The following is a 26,928-nucleotide window of genomic DNA, read 5'->3' as shown; positions in this document are numbered from 1 at the left end:
GGCAATACTCGTGGAATCAGTGGTGGCCTGCAGTGAAACCGGATTAAGAGCGAAAACACAAGACCGGGAATGAGGAAAAGCCGCTAAGGCAACGGAATTCCTGTCATTTTTCCGTCGGACTTCAAGTTCAGCGCGAACCGCGCATTACGGTGGTGTGACGTCGAGTTCATCCTCGAGCGTGATCTGCTCGAAGTCGCTCACCAGCGCGTCGATCCGTACATGCCAGCGGCCCGCGAAGGGAAGTTCGACCTTGCGCACATGCCAGTAGCCGTCCGGCCCCAGCGACGCCTTCCGCTCCATCGGCTCGATGCCGCGCTCGGGCAGGCTCAGCGTCAAGGTCGTCTCCTTGGCCGCCAGCGGGGTGCCCTCGCCGGTCATGAGCTGGAGCACGAAATCGTCGACGCCGGGTCGGCCGGGCGATACCAGGACCTGGAACATCGCCTTGTCGCTGTGGATGTGGATCGCCAGCGGCGTCTCGGGAACGATGGTCCGCGGTGGCGGCGCGAAGCGCCAGCCGGCAACCACGGCGAGGACGGCCAGCGCGATGCCGCATTCGAGCAGGATCGAGCGCTTGAGCGCGGGCGCCCCCGTCTCGGGCCGGGACAGGGCCGGCGTCAGGCGGAACCGGTTGAGCGCAGCCAGCGCCAGCAATCCCGTGACCAGCACGAGCTTGGTCGACAGGATCAGCCCGTAGCGGGTCTCGACCAGAGCTCCCGGCCTTTCGAGCTGCACGATCGCGAGTGCGAGACCAGTCAAGGCCAGCACGCCGACAGCAAGCGCAGCAATACGGGAAAAGCGGTTCACGATCGGAAGGGTCGCAATCGTCGGCCGCGACACCAGCGCAACCAGCGGCGCGAGAGCACCGATCCAGATGGCGACGCCAAGGCCGTGGAGGAAAATCGCCGGGCGCGTCAGTGCCTCCGGCGGTGCCGTTGCGGCGTGCCCGGTCATGGCGAGCGACAGGCCGACGCCGATCAGCGCCATGATCGCAAGGGCGCGCGCGTACCAGGCGCTGCGCAGCGCCAGCGCCGCGAACAGCATCGCAAGCAGGGCAACCAGCAGCGCAGGGCCGGCGCTGGTCGCGAGCGCGACCTTCCAGGGAGCGGCGGTCGTGAGCGCAGGCAGCGGCAGGCCGAGAAGATCGAGACCCAATGCGCCCAGAGACGCTGCGGCAGCGGGGATGCCGATGGCGAGCGCCACCCGCGGCACGGCCATGCCGGCCGTCGACCACGCCACCCAGCGCGCAAAGAACACGCCGCCGACGCCGACGAACAGCCCGAGATAGAGCCCGACCCGCGCCAGCCAGATCAGCGCGTTCAACCCGCCGTCCACGTTCGCAGGCGGCTTCGTCGCGGTCGGCATGCCGATCGAGAAGATCACCGAGCCGGTGACGGGATGGCCGTCCTGCGAGATCACGCGATAGCTGACGACCGCGGTCCCCTCGGGCAGGTCAGCCGGCATCGCGACCGAGATCGTCTCGCCGGATGCGCTGACGCGCGTATCGTCCCGCGCCCTGCCCGCGCCGTCGATCAGCCGGATCGCGCCCGGCGTGACCGGCTCGTTGAAGCGCAACTCCACCGCCTTCGGCGCGGCCGCAAGCATGCTCCCGCTCGGCGGGTCGACCGCGATCAGCGCCGCATGCGCAAACGCCGCGCTCGCAAAACCGGCAGCAAAGAGCATGGTCGCGAGCGCGGCGAAGACGCGCATCAGGGTTTCGGCAGCAGCTTCACGCCCGGCGCCGTCGACTTGCCCTCGGACTTGCTGTCATGCGAATGACCTGCCCCCTCGGCCGGGATCTCGATCCAGCGGCTGACGCCGGTCTCGCATTCCTGGACGACGGGGAAGTACAGGGTCGTGTTCGGCTTGAGCTTGTCGGTCAGGACCGTCTGCATGACGAACTCGTCGTAGTGCTTGTCCGGCAGCTTGCCGCCGGACCACGCCACCTCCTTGACGCCGGAGGAGAGCTTGTTGCCGTGATAGTCGTACTCAGCGGCATATTTGCCCTCGACGACATCGACGGTCCAGCCCGCTTTCGGCATCGGCTTCACCGCGATCACCCCTTCCGGGACCTGCACGCGGATCTTCACCGTCGGCGAGCCCGCGCAACCGTGGGGAACCACGAACACGGCCTTATAGGACGTGCCCACCGCGGCTTGCTTGGTCTCGAGCGAGACGTGCGCCGCCGCCGGCGAGGCGGCGAACGCTGCAACCAGGAGCAGGCAGGAGCGCTTCGACATGATCAGCCTTTCGAGAGTCTGTATCAGTCTCATTTCATTTTCATTCCCGAATGATCCGGCATCTTCTTCACGTCCATGTGGCCGGAATGCCCGGCGTCACCGGGGGCCTGCGCGCCGACGCCCTGGACGTCGAGGGAGACCGCGACCTTGCCGGCCTTCTCGAATTGCAGCGTCACCGGCACCTTGTCGCCCTGCTTGAACGGGCCCTTCAGCTCCTGCAGCATGAGATGATAGCCGCCGGGCGCGAACTTCACCGTCTTGCCGGGATCGATGGCGAGCCCCTTGTCGAGCGGCCGCATCTTCATCACGCCGTTATCCATCGCCATCTCGTGGATCTCGGACTTGCCGGCGATATCGGCGGACACGCTGACCAACCTGTCCGGCGCTGTCCCCTTGTTCTCGATGACGAGATAGCCGCCGGCCACCTTTGCACCGCCGGGTGTCGCACGGCTCCACGCCTGCGAGATGACGAGATCGCCGGCCTTGACGTCGTCGGCGGCCGCTGGTGCTGCGGAGATCGCAACAGCAAACGCGGCGAGCAGCATATTCTTCGAGATGATCTTCATATCGGTATTCCCTTCGCAGACTTGTAGGTCAGTGTTTGGCGAGTTGTTGCGCCGACCATTTTTCGAGATCGGCCATTTCGGCCGAGCCTTCGATCGTCGTGATGGTCCCTTCCCGGGAGATGAGCAGGGTCCTCGGAATATCGCCCTGCCAGGCCGGGTCGATCTCGAACCGCAGGCGCTCGACGAATCCGTCGTTGAAGATGAAGTTTTCGGTCGACGACAACCCCGCCTTGTCGAGCATCGATTGCGTTGCTCCCGGCAGGTTCGGCACGAGATCGGCGCTGACGGTGACGACGTCGACGTCAGGATGATCCTTGGCGAACTTCCCGAGCTCCGGCAGTTCGACCTTGCAGGGCCCGCAGGTCACGCCCCAGAAATGCACGAGTGTCGGGCGGCCGGCATGGCCCTTGAGAACGCCCTGCCAGGTGCCGCGTTCGAACGGCTTCAGGGCCGAAGATGCGCCGAGCGCCGCGGCCGATGCGGTCAGGACACACAGACCGACGATGCCTAAAAATCGGAATCTCATGGCTGGTCCTCGATAGCTGTCAACCGATAGCCGTCCGCCTTCGTCATCCACGACAAATAGGTCTTCTTGCCGTTGGAGATCAGCAAGGGGTGATCGGAGGTGTCGTTCGTGCTCGATATCGTCTTCGGCGGCGACCAAGTCTCGCCGTCGTCGCGGGAGATCGTCATCTGGACCGAAGTTTTCTCGCCGTCGAATTCCTTCCAAACCATCACCGTTCCCGCGGGCCCGGCAAGCACGTAAGGCCGCGTGGGATTACGGCCGGGCTGCCCCAGCGCCATCGGCGCGGAGAAGGTGCGGCCCTCGTCGCGCGAGTGCGCGTAGAACAATCCCTTTCGCTCCTTGCCGTTCGTGTACCAGGCAACGTGATAAGTCCCGTTCGGCGCAACGGTGAGGCTCGGCCCATGGTGCGGGCAGGCATTGATCTGCCAGTCGTCATGGCTGACCCGGCGGACTTCGCCTGGTGTCGAGACGTCGGCGAAGGTCATCACCGCGTGGTCGCGCACGCCGCCCTCGAAAATGTTCCTGAAGATCACGACCGGCCGCCCGGGCGCGGCGAATGCCAGCCCCAACCGGCAGCATTCGCAGGTGCCCTCGCGCGCAAGCTTCGCTTCCACGTAGGTGGTGCCGCCGTCGCTGGACGAGGTGAAGAACAGCCCGGCTCCCTCGTACTTCTGTCCCGCTTCCTTTGCGAAAATGCGATTGCGCTTGTCCAGCCATGCCGCGAAGACCGTTCCATCCTGATCGAGCGCCAGCGCTTCGAAACGCTGGCTCTCGTTGCTGGCGGTGATCGGCTTCAATTCGGCGAAGCTCTTTCCGCCGTCGGCCGAGCGCGTGGTGAGCACCTGGCCGTTGAAGGCCTCGTCCCTGAAGATAGAGAACGCAAGCGCTATGCCGCCCTTGCGATCGACCACGATCTTCGGCCGCGCATCCGGGCCCCAGTCGAGGTTCAGCCGCGTCGTCGTGACCTGTTTGGGAGCCGAAAAACTGCGGCCCTCATCCCCAGAACTCGCGACCGAGACCTGCCCTCCCGCCATCCAGACCAGCCACAGCGTCCCGTCCGGGCCGAAGGCGGGCGTCGCCTTGGTCGCACAGCGCAAGGTCGGCTCCTCGCACGCCGCTTCTGACGCAGGCGGGGCACGCATCTGCGCAAGCGCCGTTCCTTGCAGACACGCAAGAGCGGCGATCGCGAGCAGGCCGGTTCGGATCATGGCCCGCCTCCCTTCGAGAGCCCGGATCATTTGAATGCCACCTTCATACCTGCAACGAACAAGCGCGGCGAGCCCGCATAGATCGATCCTGGCGCCGTGCTTGCGAGCGTACTCCCTACATCTGGAACGCCAGCCACCGAAACCGTATTGGCGATATTGTTTGCCGACGCGATGTAGGTGCGGTCGAACACATTTTTGACCTCGAGGAACAGGTTCAGGGATCTGAAGGTGTCGGACACGAGGTCCGTCTTGTAGTGGACGTTGACATTGACCAGCTCATAGCCTGGCGCCTTCAGCAGGTTCGCATTGTCCATGTAGAAGGAATCTTTCCACTGGACCTCGACGAAGCCTCCCAGGCCCGCCAGCGGTCCAGAAAACTCGTCGTAGCCAATCCTGGCCGTCAGCTCGTTGGGCGAGATGCCCGGGATCTTGTTGCCGGCCCGGTTGAAGCTGAACACGGTCCCCTTTGTGATGTTCTCGACATATTCGGTATAGACCTCGTCGAGATAGGTGTACGCGACCATGAGTCGCCACCCCGGATAGAACTTCCAGTCCGCAGCAAGCTCGATACCGCGATGCTCCGATCGCGGCGCGTTGAACGAATAATTTACGCCCGCGACAGGCGTTGCCTGGTTGACAATCTCGTTACGGAAAAACTCGTAAAAGCCGGTCGCGCTCAGCTTGAGCGTGTTGTTCGGAGTCCAGTCGAAACCGAGATCGTAGCCTAGATTCTTCTGAGCCTGAAGTTGGGTGTTGTTGCCAGACAGCCCCGTCGGAAGGACGAAGAGATTCGAAACCTGCGGAGTGCCATATCCCGTGGCGACTCGTCCGCGGAACAGCCATTCGTTGTTGAGATTGTACAGCAGCGCCAGCTCCGGGGCGGCATTTTGAAACTGCCGGTCCCCGGTCGTCAGCGTCGTGGTGGTGACGCCGGTGGGGCCAGCATAGGCATACGCCGTATTGATGCCCTTCAGGAGCGTCGTCTCCCATCCGATGCCGGCGACGGCCGTCATTGCTGAAGTGAGCTTGAGCTCCTCCCTGGCACGAACCCCGTAATTGGTCGTTTCGCTGTAAAGGTTGCTCGATAGCCTGCCGAGCGTCGCGTTACCCCCTGGCATCACGTTTCGCGTGTCGCTCGACGCCGTCAGGGTGTTGTAAAACGCGCCGAAGAACGCGGTAGATTCTAGACCGAGAATCTCTCCGCGCTTGGTGACGTCGCTCATGAAATTGTACGAGGGAAAATCACCGATCGCACTGGTCGTGCCGGTGGGCTGACTGATGTTCCTGTCATCGAACACGAACTGGTTGCGCCAGGTCGTGGCATTGTCGAAATCATGCTCCCAGCGGCCGCCAACGATAGTCCGACGATCATTGCGACCGAGCCCAGCCTGCACGGCTGTCTCGGTGTCGGTGCCGGCGGTTGCATTGAAGCCATTGTTGAACAGCTTGACAGTACCGCACCCGGCAGCGGCCGAGGCGCCGGTCGCGCAGCCCTGCTGGAATGGGTTTTGATAGTACTGGCTCAGCGTGGAGCGCAGCGGCAACCGCGCACTGAGGTCGTTGTTGATGATCTTGACCGTGAAGCGATCGTCCGGCGTCGCCTTGAGCGTGCCGAGGAAGTTGAGGGTCTGGGTGTTGAACCAGCTGTTGCCGATATAGCCGTCGCCCCTGGTGTCGCTGACGAACAGCGAGCCCTCGAAATTCCCGACCTTCTTGCCAGCCGCCAGGTAATTATTGAGGTAGCCGTAACTGCCGCCGTCCACGCCATATTCGACGCCGTCGATCGTGCCGCCCGGTCGCGTGCGAAAATTGAGCGCGCCGCCGGTCGCATAATTGCCGTAGAGCGCCGACGACGGACCGCGGACCACGTCGATCGCGCCATAGGCGTGGGGATCGATCAGGTCGCTGCGTGACAGGCCGTCCGGCTGCGTCACCGGAAAGCCGTCCTCGAAGATCACGAGATTGCGGATGCCGAAACCGTTCCGGGCGTTGGAGCCGCGAATCGAGATGCCGAAGTCCCGGGGACCGTTGCCCTGCTTGATCGAGATGCCCGGACTGTCCCGCAACACGTCGCTGACCGAAAACGACGGACGATTGTCGAACTGGCCGCGATCGATGGTGGTTGCGGTCTGTCCGGCCGGCGACTGGTTGAGGCCGGCCCTCGCCTCGCCGGCGCTCCTCGTGTCGTTTCGTCCGCCGGCGCCGTCGGCCGGGTTCGGTGCGACCGGCCGGCTTGCGTTGGCCGTCGACGCGGAGCGCAGGCGCGCGGGCCGGTTGACGGGTTTGGGACGGGACATCTTGGGCGCCTCGACCGTCACCGCGGGGATCGATTCCGAAGCAGATTGGGCCAGCGCGTCTGATCCGATCGGGGACACCAGTCCGAGGAGCACGGGCAAGCCCGCGCTTCCGATCGCACGAATACGTAACATCTCTTGAATTCCTGACATCCGGCACGCAGGCCGGTCATTGAGCACGCCATCGGCACCGCAATGGCGCCAATGGTTCGGTTCGTCGCTAGGTCAGGAAAGTTGAGGCGGGGCGCGCGCCTGGGCGCTCGAGCCCACGGGCGCGGCGATGGCCAATGCTTCGGCCGGATGCCACACCACGCGCTCGGCATGGCGGACAGGAATCGGGAGAGAAGCGTGCGGCGGCGAATCGAGCGAGGCGTTGGCCTGGGCCAGGCAACACAGCGCGCACGCACCGGCATGCGCGGTCGGCCCGCCGGTCTGATCGCTCAGGCCGCCCGGCTCGCTCGCACTGTGGCAGATGACGCCGGCAGACAATGGATCGGCAACGGCGATTCCCGTCGCCCAACAGGCGGCAATCGGCGCCAGCACCTGCATCGCCAAAGCGAGCAGGACCAGAGGCAGGAATTTTTGTAGCCGTGCGCGCATCCGCCGAACCATTTGTTCGTCAATCAACTAAACACCGTGCCCCGCCCGAAGTCGAGGTCAGTTCCGCCGCCTTCTTGGCCCAGCGCAAATTTGGCGGAAACCGTGCCAAGGTATCCCAGCACGGCACGGCGATGAGCCTTTTGAGGCAGATCAAACGCCTCGCGGTCCACAAATTTCTTATATTTGTCATATACTTGCGAGTGCGGCCGCTCGATCATTTCGTCTATTGATCGAATTTTGAACATTCGTTGCCGAAAATGATGACAAGTGAGAAAAGTTGATCTAGCATCCCTCTTGCTCAGGCGCTGACCGCGAGGTCGAAGCCTGGTGGTCCAAGTCTCGGGAGGAGCCCCTGGCGCGCAAAATGCAGCGTCGCCCCGTCAATCAAGATCAAATCTTAAGATCGGGGATAATAGGGTCGACACAATTTTTGAGCGGGGCCAGGGCCCCGCTCTTTTTTTGTCCGCAAGTTTTATTGGCAAGGGGCTGAAGCGCCCATGAATGCTTCGTCCAATCCGATCGAAATCAGCTTCGAACCCGCCGCCTCACACTGCGCCGATCTCACGCCTCTGGTCTATCGGCGCCTGTTCGACGAGCATCCCGAGACGAAGGCGATGTTCCGCACCGATGGCCGTGACCTCGTGAAGGGATCGATGCTCGCGCTGGCGATCGAGGCCATCCTCGATCTTGCCGGCGACCGCCGCGGACATTTCCGGCTGATCGCTTGCGAAGTCGTCTCGCACGATGGTTATGGCACGCCGCGCGAGCTGTTTATCACGTTCTTCGCCGTGATCAGGGACACGCTCCGCGACCTGCTTGCCGATGAATGGTCGATCGAGATCGCGCGCGCCTGGGATCAGCTGCTCGTCGACATCGACGCTCTCGCCGGTGCGACGGCCTGACGCTTTGCGCTGCACCAACACGGCTCGCTGCAATGAGTGATTGCAGATTGAGTGGCGCCAACTCTTGTGAGACACTTTCGGACATCGGTCGCGCAATCAATGACGCGCCGACGACAAAATATATGGGAGCGAGCGATGTCCGGGACGAAAGATTTCTCGACGACGAGGCGCGATCTTCTTCAGGCGGTTGCGACCGCCGGCGCCGGAGCTGCCCTCCTCGGCAGCATGGGCATAAACCCCGCACTGGCAGCCGAGGTCGGACGCAGCGAAAAGCCGCTGAAGGCGGCGTTCTCCAACGCAGGCCTGCAGGCCACCTGGTGCGCGCAAGGCAAACAGGCCGCCGAGTTCTGGGGCAAACTGTTCAACGTCGAGGTCACCTGGTTCGACGGCCAGCTCGACGCCGTGAAGCAGCGCGCGGCGATCGACAACATGGCCTCGCAGAAATGGGACTTCGTCGCGATCCAGGCCTTCGGCATCGGCACCCTCACCCAGCCCGTGCAGAAGATGATCGACGCCGGCACGCCCGTGATCGACATGGACACGCTCATTGCTCCTCTTGATCAAATCAACGTGCACTCCTTCCTCGCCCCCGACAACGAGTTCATGGGGGCCTCTGTGACCCAGGCGCTGTGCAACGCGATGGGCGGCAAGGGCAAGATCATCATGACGCAGGGCGCGCTCGGCCACACCGGCGCGCAAGGACGGGCCAAGGGCTTCACCAACACGGTGAAGCAATTCCCGGGGATCGAGGTGCTCGACACCCAGCCGGCCGACTGGGACGTGTCGAAGACCGCCCGCCTCTGGGAAACCTACCTGACGAAGTATCCGCAGATCGACGCGGCGTTCTTCCACAATGACGACATGGCGCTCGCGGCGGCCAACATCATGAAGGCGCGCGGCCGCACCAACATCCTGATCGGCGGCGTCGATGCCATGCCGCCGGCGATCCAGGCGGTGAGCGAGGGGCGCATGTTCGCGACCGTCCGCAATCCCTCCTGCCGCATCCATGGCGGCGCGATCATCGCAGGCGTCTCCGCCGTGGTCGGCGGCGAGAAGAGCGGTCAGGGCATTCCCAAGAACGTCGTCACCGACGGGCCCGTCGTGACCAAGGCCAATGCCGCGGGGATGCAGTGGATGCAGGATCACTTCCTGATCTGAGCTTTCATGCCCGAGGGACGTTCGCCCATCCTTGAACTGCAGGGCATCACGAAGAGCTTCGGCGGCGTCGAAGCGCTTCGTGGTGTCGATTTCGCGCTTCACCCCGGCGAGATCCACGGTCTCGTCGGCGAGAACGGCGCCGGCAAAAGCACGCTGATGAAGATCATCGCCGGCGTGCACACCGAATTCTCCGGCCGCTTCCTGATCGACGGCGCGGAGACGCATTTCCGCTCGGCGCGCGATGCGCACGCGGCCGGCATCGCCATGGTGCACCAGGAGCTCTCGGTCGCTCCCGACCTCACGGTCGCCGAGAACGTCTTCCTCGGCAACCAGCCGACCAACGCCCTCGGCCTCGTGCAATGGCGGCGGATGGCGCGCGAGGCCGGCGAGCAGCTCGCCCGCTTCGGCATCGACGTCGACCCGATGTCGCGGCTAGGCGACCTGCCGATCGGGCTGCAGCAGCTGATCGAGATCGCGCGCGTGCTGTTCTCCGGCGCCCGCATCATCATTCTGGACGAGCCGACCTCCGCCCTCTCCCCGCCCGAGGTCGAGCGGCTGTTCGCCACCCTCCGTCGCCTGCGCGAGGAAGGCAAAAGCATCGTCTTCATCTCGCATTTCATCGAGGACATCCTGCGCGTGTCCGACACGGTGACCGTGTTCCGCAACGGGCGGAAGGTCGCCGAGACCGCTTCATCCGCGACGACGAAGGGCGCGCTGATCGAGGCCATGATCGGCCGCGGTGGCGAGGCGCTCGAGCACAGCTATACCGACGATCTGATGCTGCCGCAGCCGAGCGCCAGCCAGGTCGTTCTCCAGGTCGATCAGCTCTCGCTGTCCCGTAGCCTGAAGGACATCTCCTTCGAGGCCCGCGCCGGCGAGGTGCTCGGCATCTACGGCTTCATGGGCTGCGGCCAGCAGGAACTGTCGCGCATCCTGTTCGGCAAGCTGAAGCCGGACAGCGGCACGCTTCTCGTCGAGGGCACACCAAAGACCTTCGCCAGCACGGCAGCGGCGCGACGCGCCGGCGTGGCGCTGGTGCCGGAGAGCCGGCGCGACATGCTGTTCCACCAGGAGCCGGTCTACAAGAACATCTCGATCAGCATTCTCGATCGCATCTCCGCGCTGCTGCTCAAGCCGGCGCAGGAGCGCGAGATCGCCCAGCGCCAGGTCGAGCAGCTCCAGATCAGGCCGCCCGTGGTCGGGCTCGATCTCGGCATGCTCTCCGGCGGCAACCAGCAGAAGGTGGCGCTGGCGAAATGGCTGACCTATCCGCCCAAGCTGCTCGTGCTGTGCGAGCCGACCCGCGGCATGGATGTCGGCGCCAAGAACGACGTCATCAACATCGTCCGCGATCTCCGCGCCAAGGGGCTCGCGATCATCGTGCTGTCGACCGAGCCGGAAACGGTGCTGTCGCTGGCCGATCGCATCCTCGTGCTCAAGCGCGGCGCATTGGTGCGGGAATTCAGGAACGAGCCGGTCAGCAAGGACCGCCTGCTGGAAGCGGCGTGACGGAGAAGCACATGAGCAGCGAGACGGCTTTGGCGGGGGAGCGGCGGGCACGGGGCCTTAGACCGTTCCTGCGCTCGCAGATGCGCAACATCGCCCCGTTCCTCACCCTGATCTTCCTGTCGGCCTTCTTCGCCTTCGCCAGCCCCTCCTTCGCAACGCTGGACAATCTCGGCAACATCCTGACCCAGGTGTCGGTGACGGGCATCATCGCGGTCGGGCTCACCTTCGTGATCCTGTGCGCCGAGATCGACCTCTCGATCGCCAGCATCGCCAACGTCACCGGCATCGCGGTCGCCTACTTCACCTTGCAGGAATCCTACGTCAACATCGCCAACCTGCCGATGCCCGGCGCCGCCGCGATCCTGCTCGCCATCGCGCTCTGCGCCCTGCTCGGCCTCGTCAACGCGCTGGGGCTGACCGTGATCGGCATCCCCTCCTTCATCATGACCCTGGCGATGATGCAGATCGCGGCCGGCGTCTCCGCGCTGCTGGTGCGCGGCCAGATCGCCTACAAGGTGCCGAGCCTGATCACGACGCTGGGCTCCGGCTCGATCGGCGGCATCCCCTGGATCGTCATCGTCGCCGCGATCATGCTGCTCGGCGGCCATCTGGTGCTGACCTACACGCGCTTCGGCCGCTACGTTTACATGGTCGGGGGAAATCGCGAGGCGGCCGAATATGCCGGCCTCAACGTCAAGCTCATCCTGGGCGCGGTGATGGTGATCTCGGCGGTGTGCTCCGGCATCGGCGGCATGCTGGGCGTCGCCCATTTCGGCAGCGCGCAGCAGAACGAGTTCGACACCTATTTGCTCGACTCCATCGCCGCCGTCGTGGTCGGCGGCACCAGTCTTTTCGGCGGCCGCGGCGGCATCGGCAACACCATCGTCGGATTGTTCGTTCTCGGCGTCCTCAACAACGGCCTCGACCACGTCAACATCGACAGCTTCCTGAAGATCCTGATCCGCGGCCTGATCCTGCTGGCGGCGCTGGTCATCAACGTCTATGCGCAGCGGCTGCGGGAAAAAACGGCGGAGTAGACCCGGTACACCGTCATGGCCGGGCTTGTCCCGGCCATCCACGCTCTGCTTTACGTCACATGGGAACGTGGATGCCCGGGACAAGCCCGGGCATGACAATCTCTTTCAGACGCCCAAACAAAAACTGCGAAAACAACCCCATGCACAGTAGAAACTGTGAGGGATGTCAGGCGCTTATCAAACCCTGTTTGTGGGTTTCTGCGAGCCCCGGCGACGTTTGACTCGTCGGGCAGAACAGGCGCACAACTCCATCGCGGCACCGAATGCGTGCCCTCGGGGAGCGAGAGCTCGAATGGCTGCCATCGATCGTCGCACCGCCCTGATGGGAGCAGGAGCGCTCCTCATGACGACGAGCCCGCTTGCCTCCGCGCCGTTCACATGGGGCTCGGTCGCCGCGTCCGATGCAGGCTTTGCGCCCGACCTCGATGAGCGGCTCGACAAGGCGATTGCCGACAAGCGCGCCTGGGGCCTGCATGGTGTCGTCGTCACGCGCAAGGGCAAGATCGTGCTCGAACGCTATTTCACCGGCGAGGACGAAGTCTGGGGCACGCCGCGCGGCCCCGTCGCCTTCGGCCCCGATACGCTGCACGATTTGCGCTCGGTCACCAAGAGCGTTCTCGGCCTGCTCTACGGGATCGCGCTCGATCTCGGCAAGGTGCCCGCGCCCGATCAGAATCTGATCGCGCAATTCCCCGAATACGTGGACGCCGCAACCGATCCCCGCGTCCAGCGCCTGACCGTCGCCCACGCGCTCACCATGACCCTGGGCTTCGACTGGAACGAGGACATTCCTTACCAGGACCCGCACAACAGCGAAATCCAGATGGAGGGCGCGCCCGATCGGCTGCGCTACATCTTCAGCCGCCCCTTCATCTCCGATCCCGGCACCCGCTGGATCTATGGCGCGGCCGGCACAGAGCTGATCGGACATCTGCTGGTCAAGGGCGTCGGCCAATCGCTGCCGGAGTTTGCGCACGCGCACCTGTTCGATCCCCTCGGGATCGGGCCGACCGAATGGACCAAAGGGTTCAACGGGCAGCCCGCGCCGGCATCCGGCCTGCGCATGACGCCGCGCGATCTCGCGCGCGTCGGGCAATTGATCCTCAACCGCGGGCAATGGGACGGGCGGCAGATCGTCTCGCCAGACTGGCTCGCGAAATCATTCCAGCCCTACGTCGCCTGCGACGAGCAGCGCCGATACGGCTATTTCTGGTACAGCGGCGATCTGCAGTATGGCCAGCCGCCGAACCGTCCGATCACACATTGGGTCGGCTGCTTCGGCTATGGCGGCCAGCGGCTGTTCGTGATGCCCGACCTCGGAATCGTGGTCGCCATCACCTGCGGAAACTACGCCGACGAGAAGCAATGGATTCCGCCGGTGCGGGTGATCAGGGACGTGGTGTTGGCCGGGTTGAAGTGAGGGCCATCGCCCTTCGAGGGCCGCTGAAGAAGCGGCCGCCTCAGGGTGACGTGGATGGGGTGGCGCACGGCGCCTTCACACGTCATTGCGAGCGCAGCGAAGCAATCCAGAGTGTCTCCGCGGAGGGACTTCTGGATTGCTTCGTCGCAAGAGCTCCTCGCAATGACGATGTGGAGGGAGCACGCCAAGACGGCGCCCTCACATTTGGAACGCTTGCCTCAAGTCGCCACCGCCATAGGTCGCCCCGCGATCTCCTCACTCCGCCAGCACCGCACCGCGTGCCCGTCGGGCCGCGTCTCCAGCAGCGGTCCCGGCTCGTGCCGGCACACCGCTTCGGCGTAGCGGCAGCGCGGGCTGAAGGCACAGCCGCTTGGGGGATTGAGCGGGTTGGGAAGGTCGCCGCCTGTGGTCGCCAGCGGGGCGTGGTGCAGCGGATCGGGGATCGCGGCAATCAGGGCGCGCGTATAGGGATGCGCGGGCCGCTCGAAGATCTCGCGCCAGTGGCCGTTCTCGACGATGCGGCCGAGATACATCACGGCGACGCGATCGCTCATGTGCTCGACGACGCCGAGATCGTGGCTGATCATGATGTAGGACAGGCCGAGCGTGTCCTTCAGCTCCAGCAGCAGGTTGATGATCTGGGCACGGATCGAGACGTCAAGCGCCGACACCGGCTCGTCGCAGATGACGATCCTGGGATTGAGGATCAGCGCGCGGGCGATGCCGATGCGCTGGCGCTGGCCGCCGGAGAATTCGTGCGGGTAACGGTCGGCCTGCTCGGGCCGCAGGCCTACATGCCGCAGCATCGTCGCGACGCGATCCGCGATCTCGCTTTTCGCGGTGATGCCATGCACGCGCAGCGGATCCTCCAGCGTGCGGCGAACGGTCTGGCGGGGATTGAGCGAGGCATAGGGATCCTGGAACACGATCTGCACGGTGCGGGCCAGTGCCTTGCGATCGCCGGACCGGCGGCTCGTCACGACCTGCCCGTCCACCATGATGCGGCCGCGCGTCGGCGCCAGCAGGCCGAGGATCGACAGGGCGACCGTCGACTTGCCCGAACCGGACTCGCCGACGAGACCGAGGCATTCGCCGCGCCTCAGCTTGAGATCGACGCCGTCCACGGCCCGGAGCACCCGCTTGCCGCCGCCCAGCAAGCCGCCGCCAAGCGGAAAGTGAACCGCGAGATCCTCGACGCTCAGGATGAGATCGTCGTCCGGCCCTCCCCCGCCCGGCATGCTGTGCGGCTCATGCATGGTGATGGCACCTCACCAACCCACCCGCGCCCAGCAGATCTGTCCCGGGCACGACTGTCCGGCAAATCTCGGTCGCGCGCGCGCAGCGCGGATTGAATCGGCAGCCTTCAGGGAAATTCGAGATCGCCGGAACGACGCCGGCGATCTCCTGGAGCCTCGTTCGCCCCAGCGCGGCGCGGCTGCCGAGCCGCGGCAGCGAAGCGACCAGGCCTTGCGTATAGGGATGCGAGGGCGCGCGGAAGATGTCGGCCGAGCCGCGCTCCTCGACGATCCTGCCGGCATACATCACGGCGACGCGGCGGCAGACATTGGCGACGAGACCGAGATCGTGGCTGATCATCAGGATCGCCGTGCCCCGCTCGGCGCACAAATTCCGCATCAGCTCGATGATCTCGGCCTGCACGGTGACGTCTAGCGCGGTGGTCGGCTCGTCCGCGATCAAGAGATCCGGACCGCAGGCGAGCGCGATGGCGATCATCACGCGCTGGCGCATGCCGCCCGAGAGCTGATGCGGATAGTCCTTCACGCGCCGCTCGGGCGCAGGCACGCGCACATTCGCCAGCGCCTCGACCGCGAGCCGGTTGGCCTCCCGCCAGCTCTTGCCCTTGTGCAGCACGAACATCTCGGCGATCTGCCGGCCGACCGGCGAGACCGGATTCAGCGCCGTCATCGGCTCCTGGAAGATCATGGCGATCCGGTTGCCGCGCAGCTCCCGCTGCCCGGCGGCGGACAGATGCTGGATCTCCTTCCCGTCGAAACGGATGACTCCGCTGCCGATCGACAGGGGGTGGCGCAGCAGGCCGATCAAGGCGAGCGCCGTGATGCTCTTGCCGCAGCCGGATTCGCCGACAAGGCCGAAGGTTTCGCCGCGATCGATCCGGAACGACACGCCCTCCGCGGCCGGCATCGTGCCCGCCCCGGCGTTGAGATCGATCCTGAGATCCTCGACCTCGAGCAGCGGCGTGCCGGTCATGTCCGCCGGCTCCGTGATTGGGGATCGAGAATGTCGCGCAGGCCGTCGCCGAGCAGATTGAGGCCGAGCACCGTCAGGAAGATGGCAAGGCCCGGGAAGACGGACAGCCACGGCGCCGTCGTGATCTGCTCGCGCGCTTCCGACAGCATGCTGCCCCAGCTTGGAAAGGGCGGGCGGACGCCGAGGCCGAGGAACGACAAGGCGGCTTCCGACAACACCGCGCTGCCCATGCCGAGCGTACCGATGACGATGAGCGGCCCCAGCATGTTCGGCAGCAGCTGCGTGACCATGATGCGCAGATCGCCGTAGCCGAGCACGGTCGCCGCCTGCACATAGCCCTGGCTGCGCAGCGACAGCGCCGAGGCCCGCGCGATCCGGCAGGTGAAGGACCAGTTGGTCAGCCCGAGCGCGATCAACAGGCTGGTCAGGCCGGGACCGAGCACTGCCATGATCGCGAGCGCGAAGATCAGCGAAGGGATCGCGAGCATGAGGTTGGTCAGGGCGTTGACGACATCGTCCCACCAGCCGCCGAAATAGCCGGCGCTGAGGCCGAGGGCCACGCCGATCACGCTGTTGATGAGCTGCGAGATAATGCCGACCGTCAGCGAGACCTGCGCGCCGTACACGACGCGGGAATAGATGTCGCGGCCCTGGTCGTCCGTGCCGAACCACCAGGTCCAGCTCGGCGGCTCCTCCGCGTTCATGAGATTGGCATCCATGACGGGATCGGTGTGCGCGATCCAGGGCGCGAGCACGCCGACCAGGATCGCCAGCGCGAACAGCGAGCCACCGATGACGAGATTGGCGCGGAGCTTCATGCGTACCTGATCCTGGGATCGATCACGCCGTAGAGCACGTCGATCAAGAGATTGATCGCGAGGAAGGCGAGCACCACCACGAGAATGGAGCCCTGGACGGCCGGGATGTCGCGCTGCAGGACGCTGTCCACCAGCAGCGAGCCGATGCCCGGCCAGGAGAACAGCTTCTCGACCACGACCGCCTGCCCCATCAACGCGCCGAATTGCAGGCCGACGGTCGTGAGGATGATGACGAGCGCATTGCGCATGACATGCCACTTCACCACCCTCGTCTCGCTCATGCCCTTGGAGCGCGCGGTGCGGACGAAATCGGCCGTCATGATCTCGAGGACCGCGGCGCGGGTGGTACGGGCAAACAGCGCCATCGGCGACACTCCGAGGGTCATGGCCGGCAGCAGCAGATATTTCAGGCCGCCGTCGCCATAGCCGAAACTCGGCAGCCAGCCGAGCTTCAACGCGAACAGATACATCAGGACGAGCCCGAGCCAGAATTTGGCGATGGACAGGCCCGACACCGCCACCACCATGGCCAGCGTATCGACGATGCCGCCGGGTTTCAGCGCCGCGATGAACCCGAGCGGAACACCGATGACGACGGCAAAGGCCATGGCGGCGAAGACGAGTTGCAGCGTCGGCCAGGCCCGCTTGGCGATCATGCTCGTCACGGGCTCGCGCGTGCGGAACGACGTCCCGAAATCACCGGTTGCGAGCTTTGCGATGTACTTGCCGAAGCGCACATAGACCGGGTCGTCGAGGCCGAGCTGCTTCTTCATGCGCTCCTCGACCTGGGGGTCGCTGTCGTCGCTCATGGAGGAGACGATGCTGCCGGGAACGACGCTGAACAACACGAAGACCAGCAGAACGACCGCGAGCACGGTCGGGATGGTTTGCAGCAGGCGACGGAACAGAAACGAGAGCATCGGCACTTTCCCTCTCTCCCTCCACCGTTTGATGCGATGGAGGGAGCGCGCGAGCGCATGTCACTTCGCGGGCGAGGTCTCGTCGACCCAGAGGTCCTCGACGTTCTGGTGGGTCAGCTCCGTCGCATTGAGCTGGATCCCCTTGAGCCACGGCTGCACCGCCATGACCGCCTTGTTGTAGTTGAAGAACCAGACCGGTGCCTCCTCATAGAGCAGCGCATTGGCCTTCTGCAGCAATTCGGTGCGCTTGGCGGGGTCGTCGGCCTGCCCTGCCGCGTCGACGATCTTGTCGAAATCGGCGTTCTTGTAGAGCATGTAGTTGCAGGCCGGTTGCGGTGTCGCCGAGTGGAAGCATTTGAGGGCCGCCAGCGGATCCGGGCCGCTGGCCTGCGAATAGATGAACGCCTGGTAGTCGCCGCTGCGCACCACCTCCGCCAGCACCGCCGTCTCGACTTGCTTGACCTTGGCCTTGATGCCGACCTTGTCCAGCATCGGGATCACGGCCGAGACGATCGGCAAGCCCCAGCTCTCGTTCTGGCTGGTGGTCCATTCGAACTCGAAGCCGGAGGGGTAACCGGCCTCGGCGAGCAGCTGCTTGGCCTTGGCGGGGTCGTAAGGATAAGGCTTCATCGCCTTGTCGTAGGCGGGCGAGGTCAGCGGCAGCCAGCTCGTGGCGCGGTAGGCCTTGCCCTTGACCAGCTTGTTGATGATCAGATCGGTGTCGATCGCGTAATTGATCGCCTGCCTCACGCGCTTGTCGGCGAAGGGCTTGAACGAGGGATTCATGCCCATGTAGCGCGTGAAGACCTCGGCCACCTCGACGATGGTGCCCTTGAGCGCGGCGTCGGACTGATAGGCGACATATTGCGCAGGCCCCAGCACAGAGGTGTCGATCTCCTTGTTGCGGAAGGCGACGTCGCGCGCCGCGGCCTCGCCCATGACCGCCACGACGATCTTGTCGGCATAGGGCTTGCCGGGCTTGTAGAACCGGTCCCACCGCTCCAGCACGATGCGCGATCCCGGCACGTGCTCGACGAATTTGAAGGGCCCGAGGCCGATCGGCTTCTGGATGAAGCTCTCCTTGGCGCCCTCGTCGGCCGGATAGATCGAGGTCAGCGCCGTGAAGAAGTAGAAGCCCGGATCGACCTTCTCGGTCAGCTTCATCTCGATGGTGAAATCGTCGATCTTTTTCAGGCCGGAGATCTCCTTGGCCTGGCCCTTCTCGACCGCGGCCGCACCCTCGATGACGCGGACAAAGCGCGCTCCGGGAAAGGCCTTGGTGCCGTCCATGATGCGGTTGTAGGACCAGATGACGTCATCGGCGGTCATCTTGCGGCCATTGTGGAAATAGGCGTCGTCGCGCAGCTTGAAGGTGTGGACGAGGCCGCCGCCCGAGACCACATCCTCCTTTGCCAGCTCCAGGACCGGTTTGCCTTCCGCGGAATTCCAGATGTAGAGCGAGCGATGCAGCGCCTTGGCGTAGATCTCGTCCTGGGCACGCTGCGTGGTGTGGATGTCGAGGCTCGTGAAGCTCGAGCCGTAGGGCGCGGTCATGCGGATGGTTCCGCCCTTGCGCGGGGTCTGGGCCTCCGCCGCGCCGGCGAGCGCCAGCCCGACCCCCGCGACGATCGCAATCATCCTGAACATCATGTGTCCCCCAACAACGCCGGTGCATACCGATCAGAGATTTGATCATTCGCAGCCCGTCGAATGCAAGCTTCGATTTCAGTGGAGACCAATGCCAGTTCCGGGAGGCAGCGCCGCGACGACGATTCCGGGGACGGGTTGCATGCGCCCGGCGCTGCAAGCGGCATTGACGCGGTGCGTCATCGGACAGCCCAACGACAGTGAACATTTTTCGCGATCGACGCGACCAAGCTCCGGATCGTTCTCTGAACCCCAGGGATCGCGAAACACTGGGATCGCGCAAAAATGGCCCGCCGAACGCTAGGTGTGCTCTTCGCCGGCAGTCTGGTTGCTGCAACGGCGGCGATGGCGATCCCCGTCACCCCGGGCCCCGCCTACGACGGCACGACGAAGAACGTTCAGATCAACTGGTCCCACACCAAACGGTCCAACGGGTTCGTCGACGATACATGGTGGGCTCTCAGGACCAGTTGCGCCCCGGAGTACCTTGGCGAGCGTCTGCTCTGCGACACCATGGGGCGTCTTGCAGGAGCCGCGAGCCGGACGTTCGAGGCCAAAATGGCCGACGACGTGGGCCTGCCGCTCGTTGACCACTGGGGGCTGATGACCGCGAAGAATTCACCCTTCATCAGGTCGGCTCACGTCGAGACGCCGCTCGGTCTCGAGGCCGTGCTCGGCTTCTATCGCGATGCACTCGACAAGCGCGGCTGGACCGAGAACGACGGTGCGCTCGTCGAGCCCGACAGGGCCGTCGTCGCCTTCACGACCTCGGACGGGCCGGCGCTGCTCCGGCTGGTCCGTCAGGACAACACCACGATCGCCGACCTCGCGCTGCGCAAGACGCTGGCCGCCACGGCCCGCATCCAGCCGGCGCCGGGACAAGCGAAGCTATTCCTCGGCAACAAGACGGATGAAGCGGCCGATATCGCCGTCAACGAGCGAACCGTCCGACTGGCGGCGCACGCCGGAGAAGAGCTGATCGATTTCGACTCCGCCACGGACAAATTGCCTGACAGTCAGAAAATTGACCTGCCGCCGGGCAAGTACAAGGTCACCCTCAAGCTCAAGGGCAGCGCGGCCCGGCAGCGCGAGTTCGAGGTCGCAGCCAACGAGACCTGGGGCCTGCTGGTCGGCCCCGAAGGCGCCCCGCTGCCGGTGCGGATGTATTGAGGGGCGCGCTTCTCTCTTTCTCTCGTCGTTGTGAGCGAAGCTCTCCCCACGTCATTGCGAGCGCAGCGAAGCAATCCAGAGCTGTGTCCGCGGAGGCAGTCTGGATTGCTTCCGCCTTCGCCAAGGCTTCGGCGGACAAGTCGCTACGCTCGCAATGACGGAGTGTGTGGCACGGCCTTCCGCAAGCCCTCAGCCCGACAATTCCGGCATCCAGTCCCGCAATTTTCGCGCGGCGGCCGTGACATCGCCGATCGTGCGGAACGTCCCCGTCTCCATCATCATCGCCCGCGCCAGCCGCACCGCGCGCGCCTCGCTGATCGCGCGCGTCTTCGCATCCTCGATCAACTCGAAGTCGATGTTGTGGGCGAGACCGAAGATGCGGCGGATGGTCTTTGCGCCGGCGAAGCCGACGGTGTCGGCGAACAGGCGCTGCATATACGCCTGGCGTTCGGCCTCCAGCCGCGCGGCACCCTGCGGGCCGGCGAAGAGTGAGACCGGATAGGCATCGCCGGTGCCTCCGGCCCGCCAGAGGTCGAGGAATTTCCGGGCGAACTCGCTCCAGACCTGCTCGACCGTCTCCAGCACCCAGCCCTCGAACGCAGCCCGCTCGCCCGGAGCGCGCTCATGGCCGCTCGATGCAAAATAGGCCATCAGGAGATTGGCAAGCACGGCGCCGACGTCGAAGCCCATCGGACCATAGAACGCGAATTCGGGATCGATCACCCGCGTCTGGCTGCCCGTCACCATGATCGATCCGGTGTGGAGGTCGCCATGCAGCAGCGCCTCGGGGCTCGCCATGAATTTCAGCTTCAGGCGGGAGATCGCGACGTGCAGCTCCATGTCGTCACGCAGGCCGGCGGCCAGCGCATCGAGATGGGGCGCGGTCCAGCGGTTCTGCTCGGCGATGCGATAGGGATCCGTGAAGATCAAATCCTCGGTAATCTTGCAGAGAGCGTGGTTGCCGGCGAAAGCAGCAATGCCCTCCTTCTTCTCCGCGGCCGACAGCGCAAGGTCCGAGGTGAAGAACAGCGTCCGCGCCATGAAGGTGGTGATATCCCCCACGAAGCCCGGATAGCGCGTTCCCGCGACCAGCCCCTTGCGCATGATGATGTGGGGCTCGAGCAGCTCCATCACCGTCAGTGCCAGCGTCTCGTTGTGATGCAGCAAGGCTGGCACGAGGCCGGGCGCGAGCTCGGCCTGCCGGGACAGGGCCAGGAATTCGTAATGAGCCCGCGACAGCGGCAGCGGCCAGCTTTCGCCGACGAGGCGGACATAAGGCAGCGCCTGCTTGACGGCGACGCCGCCGCGCGTGCCCTTGACGATGAACACGAGGTTCAGATTGCCGTCACCGACCTCGGTGATCACCCAGGCGGACGGATCGCCGCCGAGGAGCGCCGTCAGCTCCGGCAGGCCCGCGAGATAGTCCCGCAACGCCGCCTCTTGCAGAATCCGGTAATCACCCTGCCCCTGCGCCATACCGATCCCATCCCGTTTCGATTAGGGCCGGATCGTTACTCCCGCTCCAGGAAGCTCGAGCCGATCTCGGCCTTTCTTTTGATCGGATCGTAATCACAATAAACGAGATCCGCCACCAGCGTGTAGCTGGCGCTGACGTTGTATTTGTCCAGCTTGACGGAGTTCAGGCCGATCACCGAGGTGCTCTTGCCGCCGTTCCATTTGAACGGGGTCGAGCTCTTGGCCTGCTCGCAGGCCACGACGGCCTCGTTGAAGACATAGCCCTCGACGAACGCCTTCAGCGTTCGCACCTGCGCCGCCATCTTCCATTCGACATAGCCGATGGCGCCGATCCCCGCGACGATCAGCACCAGAAGCGCGATGACGATCCTCTGAAAAGTCATTCGTTCCCCCAATTTTGTTCAATGAGCAAACTATATCCGGCGTCATTGCGAGCGCAGCGAAGCAATCCAGAGTCTTTCCGCGGAGGGATACTGGGTTGCTTCGCTGCGCTCGCAATGACGATCTTGGCCGAGCGCGCGCCAGTCTATCGCCTTTCGGCGCGACCGGAAGGCGCCCTCAGAACGGCATGCCCATCAATTTCGACAGGCGCTCGATCGAGAGATAGCCGGCGTTGAAGGCGACCATGCCGAGGCCGTAGATGATTGCCGAGATGATCGTGGTCCAGATCAGCTTGGTCCTCATCCGCGTCAGGATTGGCGCGCCGGGATCGGTGCCGGGCGCACCGACGCCGTCCTCATGCTGGCTGCGCACGCCGAACGGCAGTGTCAGGAACAGCGCGATCCACCAGATGACGAAGTAAATCGCGATCGCGGTTGATATCTGGATGGCCATGGGGCGGCCTATGCCTGCTCGATCTCGACGAGGGCGCCGGAAAAATCCTTCGGGTGCAGGAACAGCACCGGCTTGCCATGGGCCCCGATCTTCGGCACGCCGTCGCCGAGAACCCGTGCGCCCTCCTTCACCAGCGTATCGCGCGAGGCGATGATGTCGACGACCTCGTAGCAGACGTGGTGGATGCCTCCATCAGGATTGCGCTCGACGAATTTGGCGATCGGAGACGCCTCGCCGAGCGGCTCGATGAACTCGATCTTGGTGTTGGGCAGGGTTGCGAACACGGTGATGACGCCGTGCTCGGGCAGCGGAACGGCTTCCGAGATCTGGGCGCCGAACGCCGTGCCGTAGATCTTCGCGGCCTTGACGGCATCCTTGGTCGCGATCGCGACATGGTTGAGGCGACCCAGCATGTTTCTTCTCCCTCAGCGCATGACCTGAAAGATCATGCCGACGCAGTTACACCGTCAGGACATGTACCAGACAGGGGGGCTTCTTGCCCCAATGTTCGTTGATGACGGCCCGGACAGCACGTCGCACCGACTCGCCCAAGGCGTCGGCGTCGCGGCGGCGTACCTTCGGCAGGCCCTCGACGGTGGAGACCACGGCGTCGAACACGATGTCGTCGAACGGCTCGCCCGCCCGGTTCTTCTCGGGGATGCCGACCAGATCGACCTCGGGATCGTCGGCAAGCTCGCCCTGCTCGGTCATGGCAATGGCGACGAAGGCACAGCCGGAGAACGCCATGCGGCGGCGCTCGACCACGGCACGGGACTTGGAATCCTCCAGGATCATGCCGTCCTTGTAGAGACGGCCCGAGGGCACCTCGCCGACGATGCCGGGATCGCCGGGGCCGAGCTTGACGAGGTCGCCGTTGCGGCAGACCAGCACGCGCGGCACGCCGGCGGCGCGCGCCAGCTTGGCATGCTCGTGCAGATGCAGTGCCTCGCCATGGACGGGGATCAGGAGCTGCGGCTTCGTCCAGGCGATCAAGTCGCGCAATTCGTCGCGGCGAGGATGGCCGGAGACGTGAACGAGAGCGTCGCGGTCGGTGATGATCTCGACGCCCTGCAGCACCAGATTGTTGATGATCGAGCCGACCGCCTTCTCGTTGCCGGGAATGGTGCGCGAGGAGAAGATCACGCTGTCGCCGCGGTTGAGCGTGATTTCAGGGTGGTCATCATTGGCGATGCGCGCCAGCGCGGCGCGCGGCTCGCCCTGGCTGCCGGTGCACAGCGCCAGCACCTTGTCCTGCGGCAGATGGCCGTAGACCTCCGGCGAGCGGAAATTCTGCACGCCGTCGAGAAAGCCGCATTCGCGCGCGACCTGCACCACGCGCTCCATGGCACGGCCGACCACCACGACCTCGCGGTCGGCGGCCTTGGCCGCCTCGGCGACGGCTTTGATGCGCGCGACGTTGGAGGCAAAGGTCGTGACGGCGACGCGGCCCTTGGCCGATTTCACGAGGTCGATGATGGTCCGGGCGACCTCGGCTTCCGAGGGCGAGCGGCCGTCGCGCACCGCGTTGGTGGAATCGCCGATCAGGGCGAGCAGGCCCTCCTCGCCGAGCTCACGCAGCCGCTTCTCGTCGGTCGGCCGCCCCAAGGTCGGGGTCGGGTCGATCTTCCAGTCGCCGGTGTGCAGCACCGTGCCGGCGGAGGTGTGGATCGCCAACGCGTGCGCCTCGGGAATGGAATGGGCGACGGGGATGAACTCGACATTGAACGGGCCGACATCGATGCGGCCGCCCGACGGCACCACCGTCACCGGGATCTTCGGCGCGTTGCGCTCGGCGGCGCATTTGGCCTCGAACAGCGCCGCGCTGAACTGCGTCGCGTAGATCGGGCATTTCAGCTTCGGCCAGAGATCGATGATGGCGCCGAAATGGTCCTCATGGGCGTGCGTCAGCACCAGGCCCATCAGGTTCTTGCGTTCCTTTTCCAGGAAGCTGATGTCGGGCATGATCAAATCGATGCCCGGCAGATGCTCCTCGTCGCCGAAGGAGACGCCGAGATCGACCGCCATCCAGGCGCGCTGCTGGCGGCTGCCGAGACCGTAGATCGACAAATTCATGCCGATCTCGCCGACGCCGCCGAGCGGCGCAAACACCAGTTCTTCGGGCTTGGCCATCACGCAGCTCCCACGGATCGGACGGGGCCGAAGAACACCTCGCCCGCAGCGACCGGCACGCGGCGGCCGTCCGCGGTGCGGACGATCAGGCAGCCGGTGTCGTCGATGGTGTCAAAAATGCCTTCCAGCGTCGTGGCTCCCGTGTGGATCGCGACCGGCTCGCCGAGGCCGGCGGCCCGCTCCAGCCAGAGTTTTCGGATATCGGCAAAGCCACGGCCATTGTCCCAAAGGCCGCGGAACTCGACCCAGGCGTCCGAGAGCGCCGAGAACAGCTCCTCGGCACTAATCTGGACGCCGAGTGCGGCCAGCGAGACGGCGGGCGTCGGTGTTCCCTCGGGGGCACCGACGACATTGGTGCCGATGCCGACGACGATGGCGAGACGGTCGCCGACGGCCTCCGCCTCGAGGCCGATGCCGACGAGCTTCTTGCCGTTGGCGAGGACGTCGTTGGGCCATTTCAGGGCGTAGCGGGGGCGGCCCTCGCCGAGGCGCAGGGCGGCTTCGAGGCTGACCTTTTCAAGCGCAGCCTCTTCGGCGAGGCCCGCGGCGAACCCGATGGTGGCGGCAATCGCGGGCGCGACGTCGAGGACTTCGAGGACGCTGGCCGCGAGGTTGCCCTTCGGCGCGATCCAGGCGCGCTGACGGCGGCCGCGGCCGGCGGTCTGCTCGGAGGTGACGAACCACATCGGGCCGCGCTCTCCGGCCCTGGCCCGCTCGATCGCCTCGGTATTGGTCGAGCCGGTCCGCTCGAATGCTGCGAGCTTGTAGCCCGCGGACGATGCGCGAGGACCGAGCGCGAAAGCCATCCTAGAACAGCGACTTTGCCGCGGCGGAGGCGACGCTCACCACGGGACCTGCGAACAGCGCGAACAGGATGGTGAACAGGCCCGAAACCGCCAGCACCGTCTTCACCTCGATGCGCATCGGATCGACCTGACCGGCCGGCTCGTCGAAATACATCGTCTTGACGATGGCGAGATAATAGTAGGCTCCCACCACGCTGGAGAGCACGCCGACGACGGCGAGCGTGAACATATTCGCCTTGATGGCCGCGACGAACACGTACCATTTGGCGAAGAAGCCGGCGAGCGGCGGAATGCCGGCGAGCGAGAACAGCAGCATCGCGAACATGAAGGCGAGCAGCGGGTTGGTGCGCGACAGACCGGCGAAATCGCTGATCTTCTCCACGGCCTGGCCGTTGCGCTTCATGGCGAGGATGACCGAGAACGAGCCGAGCGTCATCGCGACATAGATCACGACATACATCAGGACGCCCTGAGCGCCCTCGACCGTGCCGGAGGCAAGGCCGACCAGCGCAAAGCCCATGTGGCCGATCGAGGAATAGGCCATCAGGCGCTTGATGTTGGTCTGGCCGATCGCGGCGAACGAACCCAGCGCCATCGAGGCGATCGACACGAACACCAGGATCTGCTGCCACTGCGAGACGATGCCCGGGAAGGCGGTCAGCGTGACGCGGGTGAAGACGGCGAGCGCGGCCACCTTCGGCGCTGAGGCGAAGAAGGCGGTGACCGGCGTCGGCGCGCCCTCGTAGACGTCAGGCGTCCACATGTGGAACGGCACGGCCGAAACCTTGAAGCAGAGGCCGACGAGCAGGAAGACGAGGCCAAAGACGAGGCCGACATTCGAGATGGTCGCGGCCGCGGCGATGCCGGTGAAGCTGACGGTGCCGGTGAAGCCATAGACCAGCGAAGACCCATACAGCAGCATGCCCGAGGACAGCGCGCCGAGCACGAAGTACTTCAGGCCGGCTTCGGTCGACTTGGCGTTGTCGCGGTTCGAGGCCGCCACGACGTAGAGCGCCAGCGACATCAGTTCGAGGCCGAGATAGAGGGAGATCAGATCGCCGGCCGAGATCAGCACCATCATGCCGAGCGTCGAGAGCAGCACCAGGATCGCGTATTCGAAGATGCGGCGCGACGGATCGGACAGGAACTCGGTGGACAGGATCAGCGTCACCGCCGATCCGATCAGGGCCAGGATCTTCATGAAGCGCGCGAAATCGTCGACGATGAAGCTGCCGCCGAAGGTCACATGCTTGCCCGCGGGCAGCATGTATTCGAGCACGCCGACCACGACCAGCAGCACCACCGCCAGCGAGGTGACCGCACCGGTCGTCCCCTGCCCGCGATAGGCGCCCAGCATCAGCAGAGCCATGGCGCCGATCGCGAGCACGATCTCGGGCAGCACCGGCGCCAGTTGATAACCTGCAGTCTCAAAGCTCATGGC

General features: G+C 64.9%; 26 protein-coding genes. 6 read left to right on the top strand and 20 right to left on the bottom strand.

Going from position 1 to position 26,928, the window contains the following annotated elements:
- Positions 1 to 144 precede the first annotated feature (144 nt).
- The 8 genes from QRQ56_RS05085 to QRQ56_RS05050 all read right to left on the bottom strand — a co-directional run bounded on the left by QRQ56_RS05085 (position 145) and on the right by QRQ56_RS05050 (position 7,649).
- The gene (locus QRQ56_RS05085) at positions 145 to 1,707 is read right to left on the bottom strand and encodes a copper resistance CopC/CopD family protein (RefSeq protein ID WP_438738027.1); all 1,563 of its coding nucleotides are present in this window, start codon (positions 1,705 to 1,707) and stop codon (positions 145 to 147) included.
- Complete coding sequence (locus QRQ56_RS05080) at positions 1,707 to 2,237, bottom strand: YcnI family copper-binding membrane protein (RefSeq protein ID WP_438738025.1); 531 nt, start codon at positions 2,235 to 2,237, stop codon at positions 1,707 to 1,709. Before QRQ56_RS05080 ends, QRQ56_RS05085 begins: the two co-directional genes overlap by 1 nt.
- A 29-nt stretch (positions 2,238 to 2,266) precedes the next feature.
- Complete coding sequence (locus tag QRQ56_RS05075) at positions 2,267 to 2,803, bottom strand: copper chaperone PCu(A)C (RefSeq protein WP_438738024.1); 537 nt, start codon at positions 2,801 to 2,803, stop codon at positions 2,267 to 2,269.
- 28 nt (positions 2,804 to 2,831) lie between these two features.
- Positions 2,832 to 3,329, bottom strand: coding sequence for a TlpA family protein disulfide reductase (locus tag QRQ56_RS05070; RefSeq protein ID WP_438738022.1), 498 nt, complete (start codon positions 3,327 to 3,329; stop codon positions 2,832 to 2,834).
- Positions 3,326 to 4,537, bottom strand: coding sequence for a sialidase family protein (locus QRQ56_RS05065; RefSeq protein ID WP_438738020.1), 1,212 nt, complete (start codon positions 4,535 to 4,537; stop codon positions 3,326 to 3,328). The genes QRQ56_RS05070 and QRQ56_RS05065 overlap by 4 nt, the downstream gene beginning before the upstream one ends.
- A 26-nt stretch (positions 4,538 to 4,563) precedes the next feature.
- A complete protein-coding gene (locus tag QRQ56_RS05060) occupies positions 4,564 to 6,966 on the bottom strand; it encodes a TonB-dependent receptor family protein (RefSeq protein WP_438740076.1) in 2,403 nt (800 codons plus the stop codon).
- 90 nt (positions 6,967 to 7,056) lie between these two features.
- Positions 7,057 to 7,431, bottom strand: coding sequence for a DUF2946 domain-containing protein (locus QRQ56_RS05055; RefSeq protein WP_438740075.1), 375 nt, complete (start codon positions 7,429 to 7,431; stop codon positions 7,057 to 7,059).
- 23 nt (positions 7,432 to 7,454) lie between these two features.
- Complete coding sequence (locus QRQ56_RS05050) at positions 7,455 to 7,649, bottom strand: hypothetical protein (RefSeq protein ID WP_438738019.1); 195 nt, start codon at positions 7,647 to 7,649, stop codon at positions 7,455 to 7,457.
- A gap of 279 nt (positions 7,650 to 7,928) precedes the next feature.
- On the opposite strand from QRQ56_RS05050, the gene QRQ56_RS05045 reads away from it, so the two are divergent.
- The 5 genes from QRQ56_RS05045 (at position 7,929) to QRQ56_RS05025 (ending at position 13,457) form a co-directional block, all read left to right on the top strand.
- Positions 7,929 to 8,333, top strand: a complete 405-nt coding sequence (locus QRQ56_RS05045) for a globin (RefSeq protein ID WP_438738017.1) — start codon at positions 7,929 to 7,931, stop codon at positions 8,331 to 8,333.
- Positions 8,334 to 8,468: 135 nt separating this feature from the next.
- Positions 8,469 to 9,491, top strand: coding sequence for a sugar ABC transporter substrate-binding protein (locus QRQ56_RS05040; protein ID WP_438738015.1), 1,023 nt, complete (start codon positions 8,469 to 8,471; stop codon positions 9,489 to 9,491).
- Positions 9,492 to 9,497: 6 nt separating this feature from the next.
- Positions 9,498 to 11,000: a sugar ABC transporter ATP-binding protein gene (locus QRQ56_RS05035; protein WP_438738013.1), complete on the top strand. Its 1,503-nt coding sequence runs from the start codon at positions 9,498 to 9,500 to the stop codon at positions 10,998 to 11,000.
- 11 nt (positions 11,001 to 11,011) lie between these two features.
- The gene (locus tag QRQ56_RS05030) at positions 11,012 to 12,037 is read left to right on the top strand and encodes an ABC transporter permease (protein ID WP_438738012.1); all 1,026 of its coding nucleotides are present in this window, start codon (positions 11,012 to 11,014) and stop codon (positions 12,035 to 12,037) included.
- Between the two features lie 343 nt (positions 12,038 to 12,380).
- The gene (locus QRQ56_RS05025; protein WP_438738011.1) at positions 12,381 to 13,457 is read left to right on the top strand and encodes a serine hydrolase domain-containing protein; all 1,077 of its coding nucleotides are present in this window, start codon (positions 12,381 to 12,383) and stop codon (positions 13,455 to 13,457) included.
- 218 nt (positions 13,458 to 13,675) lie between these two features.
- Here QRQ56_RS05025 and QRQ56_RS05020 read toward each other — a convergent pair whose 3' ends face one another.
- From QRQ56_RS05020 to QRQ56_RS05000, 5 genes are read right to left on the bottom strand one after another with little or no spacing between them, the layout of a single operon-like run.
- Positions 13,676 to 14,713: an ABC transporter ATP-binding protein gene (locus tag QRQ56_RS05020; protein ID WP_438738010.1), complete on the bottom strand. Its 1,038-nt coding sequence runs from the start codon at positions 14,711 to 14,713 to the stop codon at positions 13,676 to 13,678.
- The gene (locus QRQ56_RS05015) at positions 14,706 to 15,686 is read right to left on the bottom strand and encodes an ABC transporter ATP-binding protein (RefSeq protein ID WP_438738008.1); all 981 of its coding nucleotides are present in this window, start codon (positions 15,684 to 15,686) and stop codon (positions 14,706 to 14,708) included. Before QRQ56_RS05015 ends, QRQ56_RS05020 begins: the two co-directional genes overlap by 8 nt.
- Positions 15,683 to 16,504 (bottom strand): ABC transporter permease, encoded by an 822-nt coding sequence (locus QRQ56_RS05010; RefSeq protein WP_438738007.1) that lies wholly within the window; start codon positions 16,502 to 16,504, stop codon positions 15,683 to 15,685. Before QRQ56_RS05010 ends, QRQ56_RS05015 begins: the two co-directional genes overlap by 4 nt.
- The gene (locus QRQ56_RS05005; protein WP_438738005.1) at positions 16,501 to 17,424 is read right to left on the bottom strand and encodes an ABC transporter permease; all 924 of its coding nucleotides are present in this window, start codon (positions 17,422 to 17,424) and stop codon (positions 16,501 to 16,503) included. Before QRQ56_RS05005 ends, QRQ56_RS05010 begins: the two co-directional genes overlap by 4 nt.
- A 60-nt stretch (positions 17,425 to 17,484) precedes the next feature.
- A complete protein-coding gene (locus tag QRQ56_RS05000) occupies positions 17,485 to 19,074 on the bottom strand; it encodes an ABC transporter substrate-binding protein (RefSeq protein ID WP_438738003.1) in 1,590 nt (529 codons plus the stop codon).
- A gap of 282 nt (positions 19,075 to 19,356) precedes the next feature.
- Between QRQ56_RS05000 and QRQ56_RS04995 the strand changes: the two genes are divergently transcribed.
- Positions 19,357 to 20,241, top strand: coding sequence for a hypothetical protein (locus tag QRQ56_RS04995; RefSeq protein ID WP_438738002.1), 885 nt, complete (start codon positions 19,357 to 19,359; stop codon positions 20,239 to 20,241).
- Between the two features lie 189 nt (positions 20,242 to 20,430).
- Here the strand turns inward: QRQ56_RS04995 and mtnK are convergent, their stop codons facing one another.
- The 7 genes from mtnK to nuoN all read right to left on the bottom strand — a co-directional run bounded on the left by mtnK (position 20,431) and on the right by nuoN (position 26,925).
- Positions 20,431 to 21,717 (bottom strand): S-methyl-5-thioribose kinase, encoded by a 1,287-nt coding sequence (mtnK, locus tag QRQ56_RS04990; protein ID WP_438738000.1) that lies wholly within the window; start codon positions 21,715 to 21,717, stop codon positions 20,431 to 20,433.
- Between the two features lie 35 nt (positions 21,718 to 21,752).
- Positions 21,753 to 22,100, bottom strand: a complete 348-nt coding sequence (locus QRQ56_RS04985; RefSeq protein WP_438737998.1) for a hypothetical protein — start codon at positions 22,098 to 22,100, stop codon at positions 21,753 to 21,755.
- 175 nt (positions 22,101 to 22,275) lie between these two features.
- Positions 22,276 to 22,551: a DUF1467 family protein gene (locus tag QRQ56_RS04980; protein WP_438737995.1), complete on the bottom strand. Its 276-nt coding sequence runs from the start codon at positions 22,549 to 22,551 to the stop codon at positions 22,276 to 22,278.
- 8 nt (positions 22,552 to 22,559) lie between these two features.
- Entirely contained in the window at positions 22,560 to 22,964 is a 405-nt protein-coding gene (mce, locus tag QRQ56_RS04975) for a methylmalonyl-CoA epimerase (protein ID WP_097662509.1), read from the bottom strand.
- Positions 22,965 to 23,010: 46 nt separating this feature from the next.
- Positions 23,011 to 24,681, bottom strand: coding sequence for a ribonuclease J (locus QRQ56_RS04970; protein WP_438737994.1), 1,671 nt, complete (start codon positions 24,679 to 24,681; stop codon positions 23,011 to 23,013).
- A complete protein-coding gene (locus tag QRQ56_RS04965; protein WP_438737992.1) occupies positions 24,681 to 25,487 on the bottom strand; it encodes a biotin--[acetyl-CoA-carboxylase] ligase in 807 nt (268 codons plus the stop codon). The genes QRQ56_RS04970 and QRQ56_RS04965 overlap by 1 nt, the downstream gene beginning before the upstream one ends.
- A gap of 1 nt (position 25,488) precedes the next feature.
- Positions 25,489 to 26,925, bottom strand: a complete 1,437-nt coding sequence (gene nuoN / locus QRQ56_RS04960) for an NADH-quinone oxidoreductase subunit NuoN (RefSeq protein ID WP_438737990.1) — start codon at positions 26,923 to 26,925, stop codon at positions 25,489 to 25,491.
- Positions 26,926 to 26,928 lie beyond the last annotated feature (3 nt).

Origin of the sequence: Bradyrhizobium sp. U531 (assembly GCF_051710265.1) — a bacterium.
In the GTDB taxonomy this organism is placed as follows: domain Bacteria; phylum Pseudomonadota; class Alphaproteobacteria; order Rhizobiales; family Xanthobacteraceae; genus Bradyrhizobium.
This window is presented reverse-complemented; position numbering and strand designations above follow the sequence as displayed.

Bases quoted from the DNA above. Each gene is read 5' to 3' on its own strand.
- QRQ56_RS05085 (WP_438738027.1), bottom strand. From the start codon at position 1,707: ATGCGCGTCTTCGCCGCGCTCGCGACCATGCTCTTTGCTGCCGGTTTT.
- QRQ56_RS05080 (WP_438738025.1), bottom strand. From the start codon at position 2,237: ATGTCGAAGCGCTCCTGCCTGCTCCTGGTTGCAGCGTTCGCCGCCTCG.
- QRQ56_RS05075 (WP_438738024.1), bottom strand. From the start codon at position 2,803: ATGAAGATCATCTCGAAGAATATGCTGCTCGCCGCGTTTGCTGTTGCG.
- QRQ56_RS05070 (WP_438738022.1), bottom strand. From the start codon at position 3,329: ATGAGATTCCGATTTTTAGGCATCGTCGGTCTGTGTGTCCTGACCGCA.
- QRQ56_RS05065 (WP_438738020.1), bottom strand. From the start codon at position 4,537: ATGATCCGAACCGGCCTGCTCGCGATCGCCGCTCTTGCGTGTCTGCAA.
- QRQ56_RS05060 (WP_438740076.1), bottom strand. From the start codon at position 6,966: ATGTTACGTATTCGTGCGATCGGAAGCGCGGGCTTGCCCGTGCTCCTC.
- QRQ56_RS05055 (WP_438740075.1), bottom strand. From the start codon at position 7,431: ATGCGCGCACGGCTACAAAAATTCCTGCCTCTGGTCCTGCTCGCTTTG.
- QRQ56_RS05050 (WP_438738019.1), bottom strand. From the start codon at position 7,649: ATGATCGAGCGGCCGCACTCGCAAGTATATGACAAATATAAGAAATTT.
- QRQ56_RS05045 (WP_438738017.1), top strand. From the start codon at position 7,929: ATGAATGCTTCGTCCAATCCGATCGAAATCAGCTTCGAACCCGCCGCC.
- QRQ56_RS05040 (WP_438738015.1), top strand. From the start codon at position 8,469: ATGTCCGGGACGAAAGATTTCTCGACGACGAGGCGCGATCTTCTTCAG.
- QRQ56_RS05035 (WP_438738013.1), top strand. From the start codon at position 9,498: ATGCCCGAGGGACGTTCGCCCATCCTTGAACTGCAGGGCATCACGAAG.
- QRQ56_RS05030 (WP_438738012.1), top strand. From the start codon at position 11,012: ATGAGCAGCGAGACGGCTTTGGCGGGGGAGCGGCGGGCACGGGGCCTT.
- QRQ56_RS05025 (WP_438738011.1), top strand. From the start codon at position 12,381: ATGACGACGAGCCCGCTTGCCTCCGCGCCGTTCACATGGGGCTCGGTC.
- QRQ56_RS05020 (WP_438738010.1), bottom strand. From the start codon at position 14,713: ATGCATGAGCCGCACAGCATGCCGGGCGGGGGAGGGCCGGACGACGAT.
- QRQ56_RS05015 (WP_438738008.1), bottom strand. From the start codon at position 15,686: ATGACCGGCACGCCGCTGCTCGAGGTCGAGGATCTCAGGATCGATCTC.
- QRQ56_RS05010 (WP_438738007.1), bottom strand. From the start codon at position 16,504: ATGAAGCTCCGCGCCAATCTCGTCATCGGTGGCTCGCTGTTCGCGCTG.
- QRQ56_RS05005 (WP_438738005.1), bottom strand. From the start codon at position 17,424: ATGCTCTCGTTTCTGTTCCGTCGCCTGCTGCAAACCATCCCGACCGTG.
- QRQ56_RS05000 (WP_438738003.1), bottom strand. From the start codon at position 19,074: ATGATGTTCAGGATGATTGCGATCGTCGCGGGGGTCGGGCTGGCGCTC.
- QRQ56_RS04995 (WP_438738002.1), top strand. From the start codon at position 19,357: ATGGCCCGCCGAACGCTAGGTGTGCTCTTCGCCGGCAGTCTGGTTGCT.
- mtnK (WP_438738000.1), bottom strand. From the start codon at position 21,717: ATGGCGCAGGGGCAGGGTGATTACCGGATTCTGCAAGAGGCGGCGTTG.
- QRQ56_RS04985 (WP_438737998.1), bottom strand. From the start codon at position 22,100: ATGACTTTTCAGAGGATCGTCATCGCGCTTCTGGTGCTGATCGTCGCG.
- QRQ56_RS04980 (WP_438737995.1), bottom strand. From the start codon at position 22,551: ATGGCCATCCAGATATCAACCGCGATCGCGATTTACTTCGTCATCTGG.
- mce (WP_097662509.1), bottom strand. From the start codon at position 22,964: ATGCTGGGTCGCCTCAACCATGTCGCGATCGCGACCAAGGATGCCGTC.
- QRQ56_RS04970 (WP_438737994.1), bottom strand. From the start codon at position 24,681: ATGGCCAAGCCCGAAGAACTGGTGTTTGCGCCGCTCGGCGGCGTCGGC.
- QRQ56_RS04965 (WP_438737992.1), bottom strand. From the start codon at position 25,487: ATGGCTTTCGCGCTCGGTCCTCGCGCATCGTCCGCGGGCTACAAGCTC.
- nuoN (WP_438737990.1), bottom strand. From the start codon at position 26,925: ATGAGCTTTGAGACTGCAGGTTATCAACTGGCGCCGGTGCTGCCCGAG.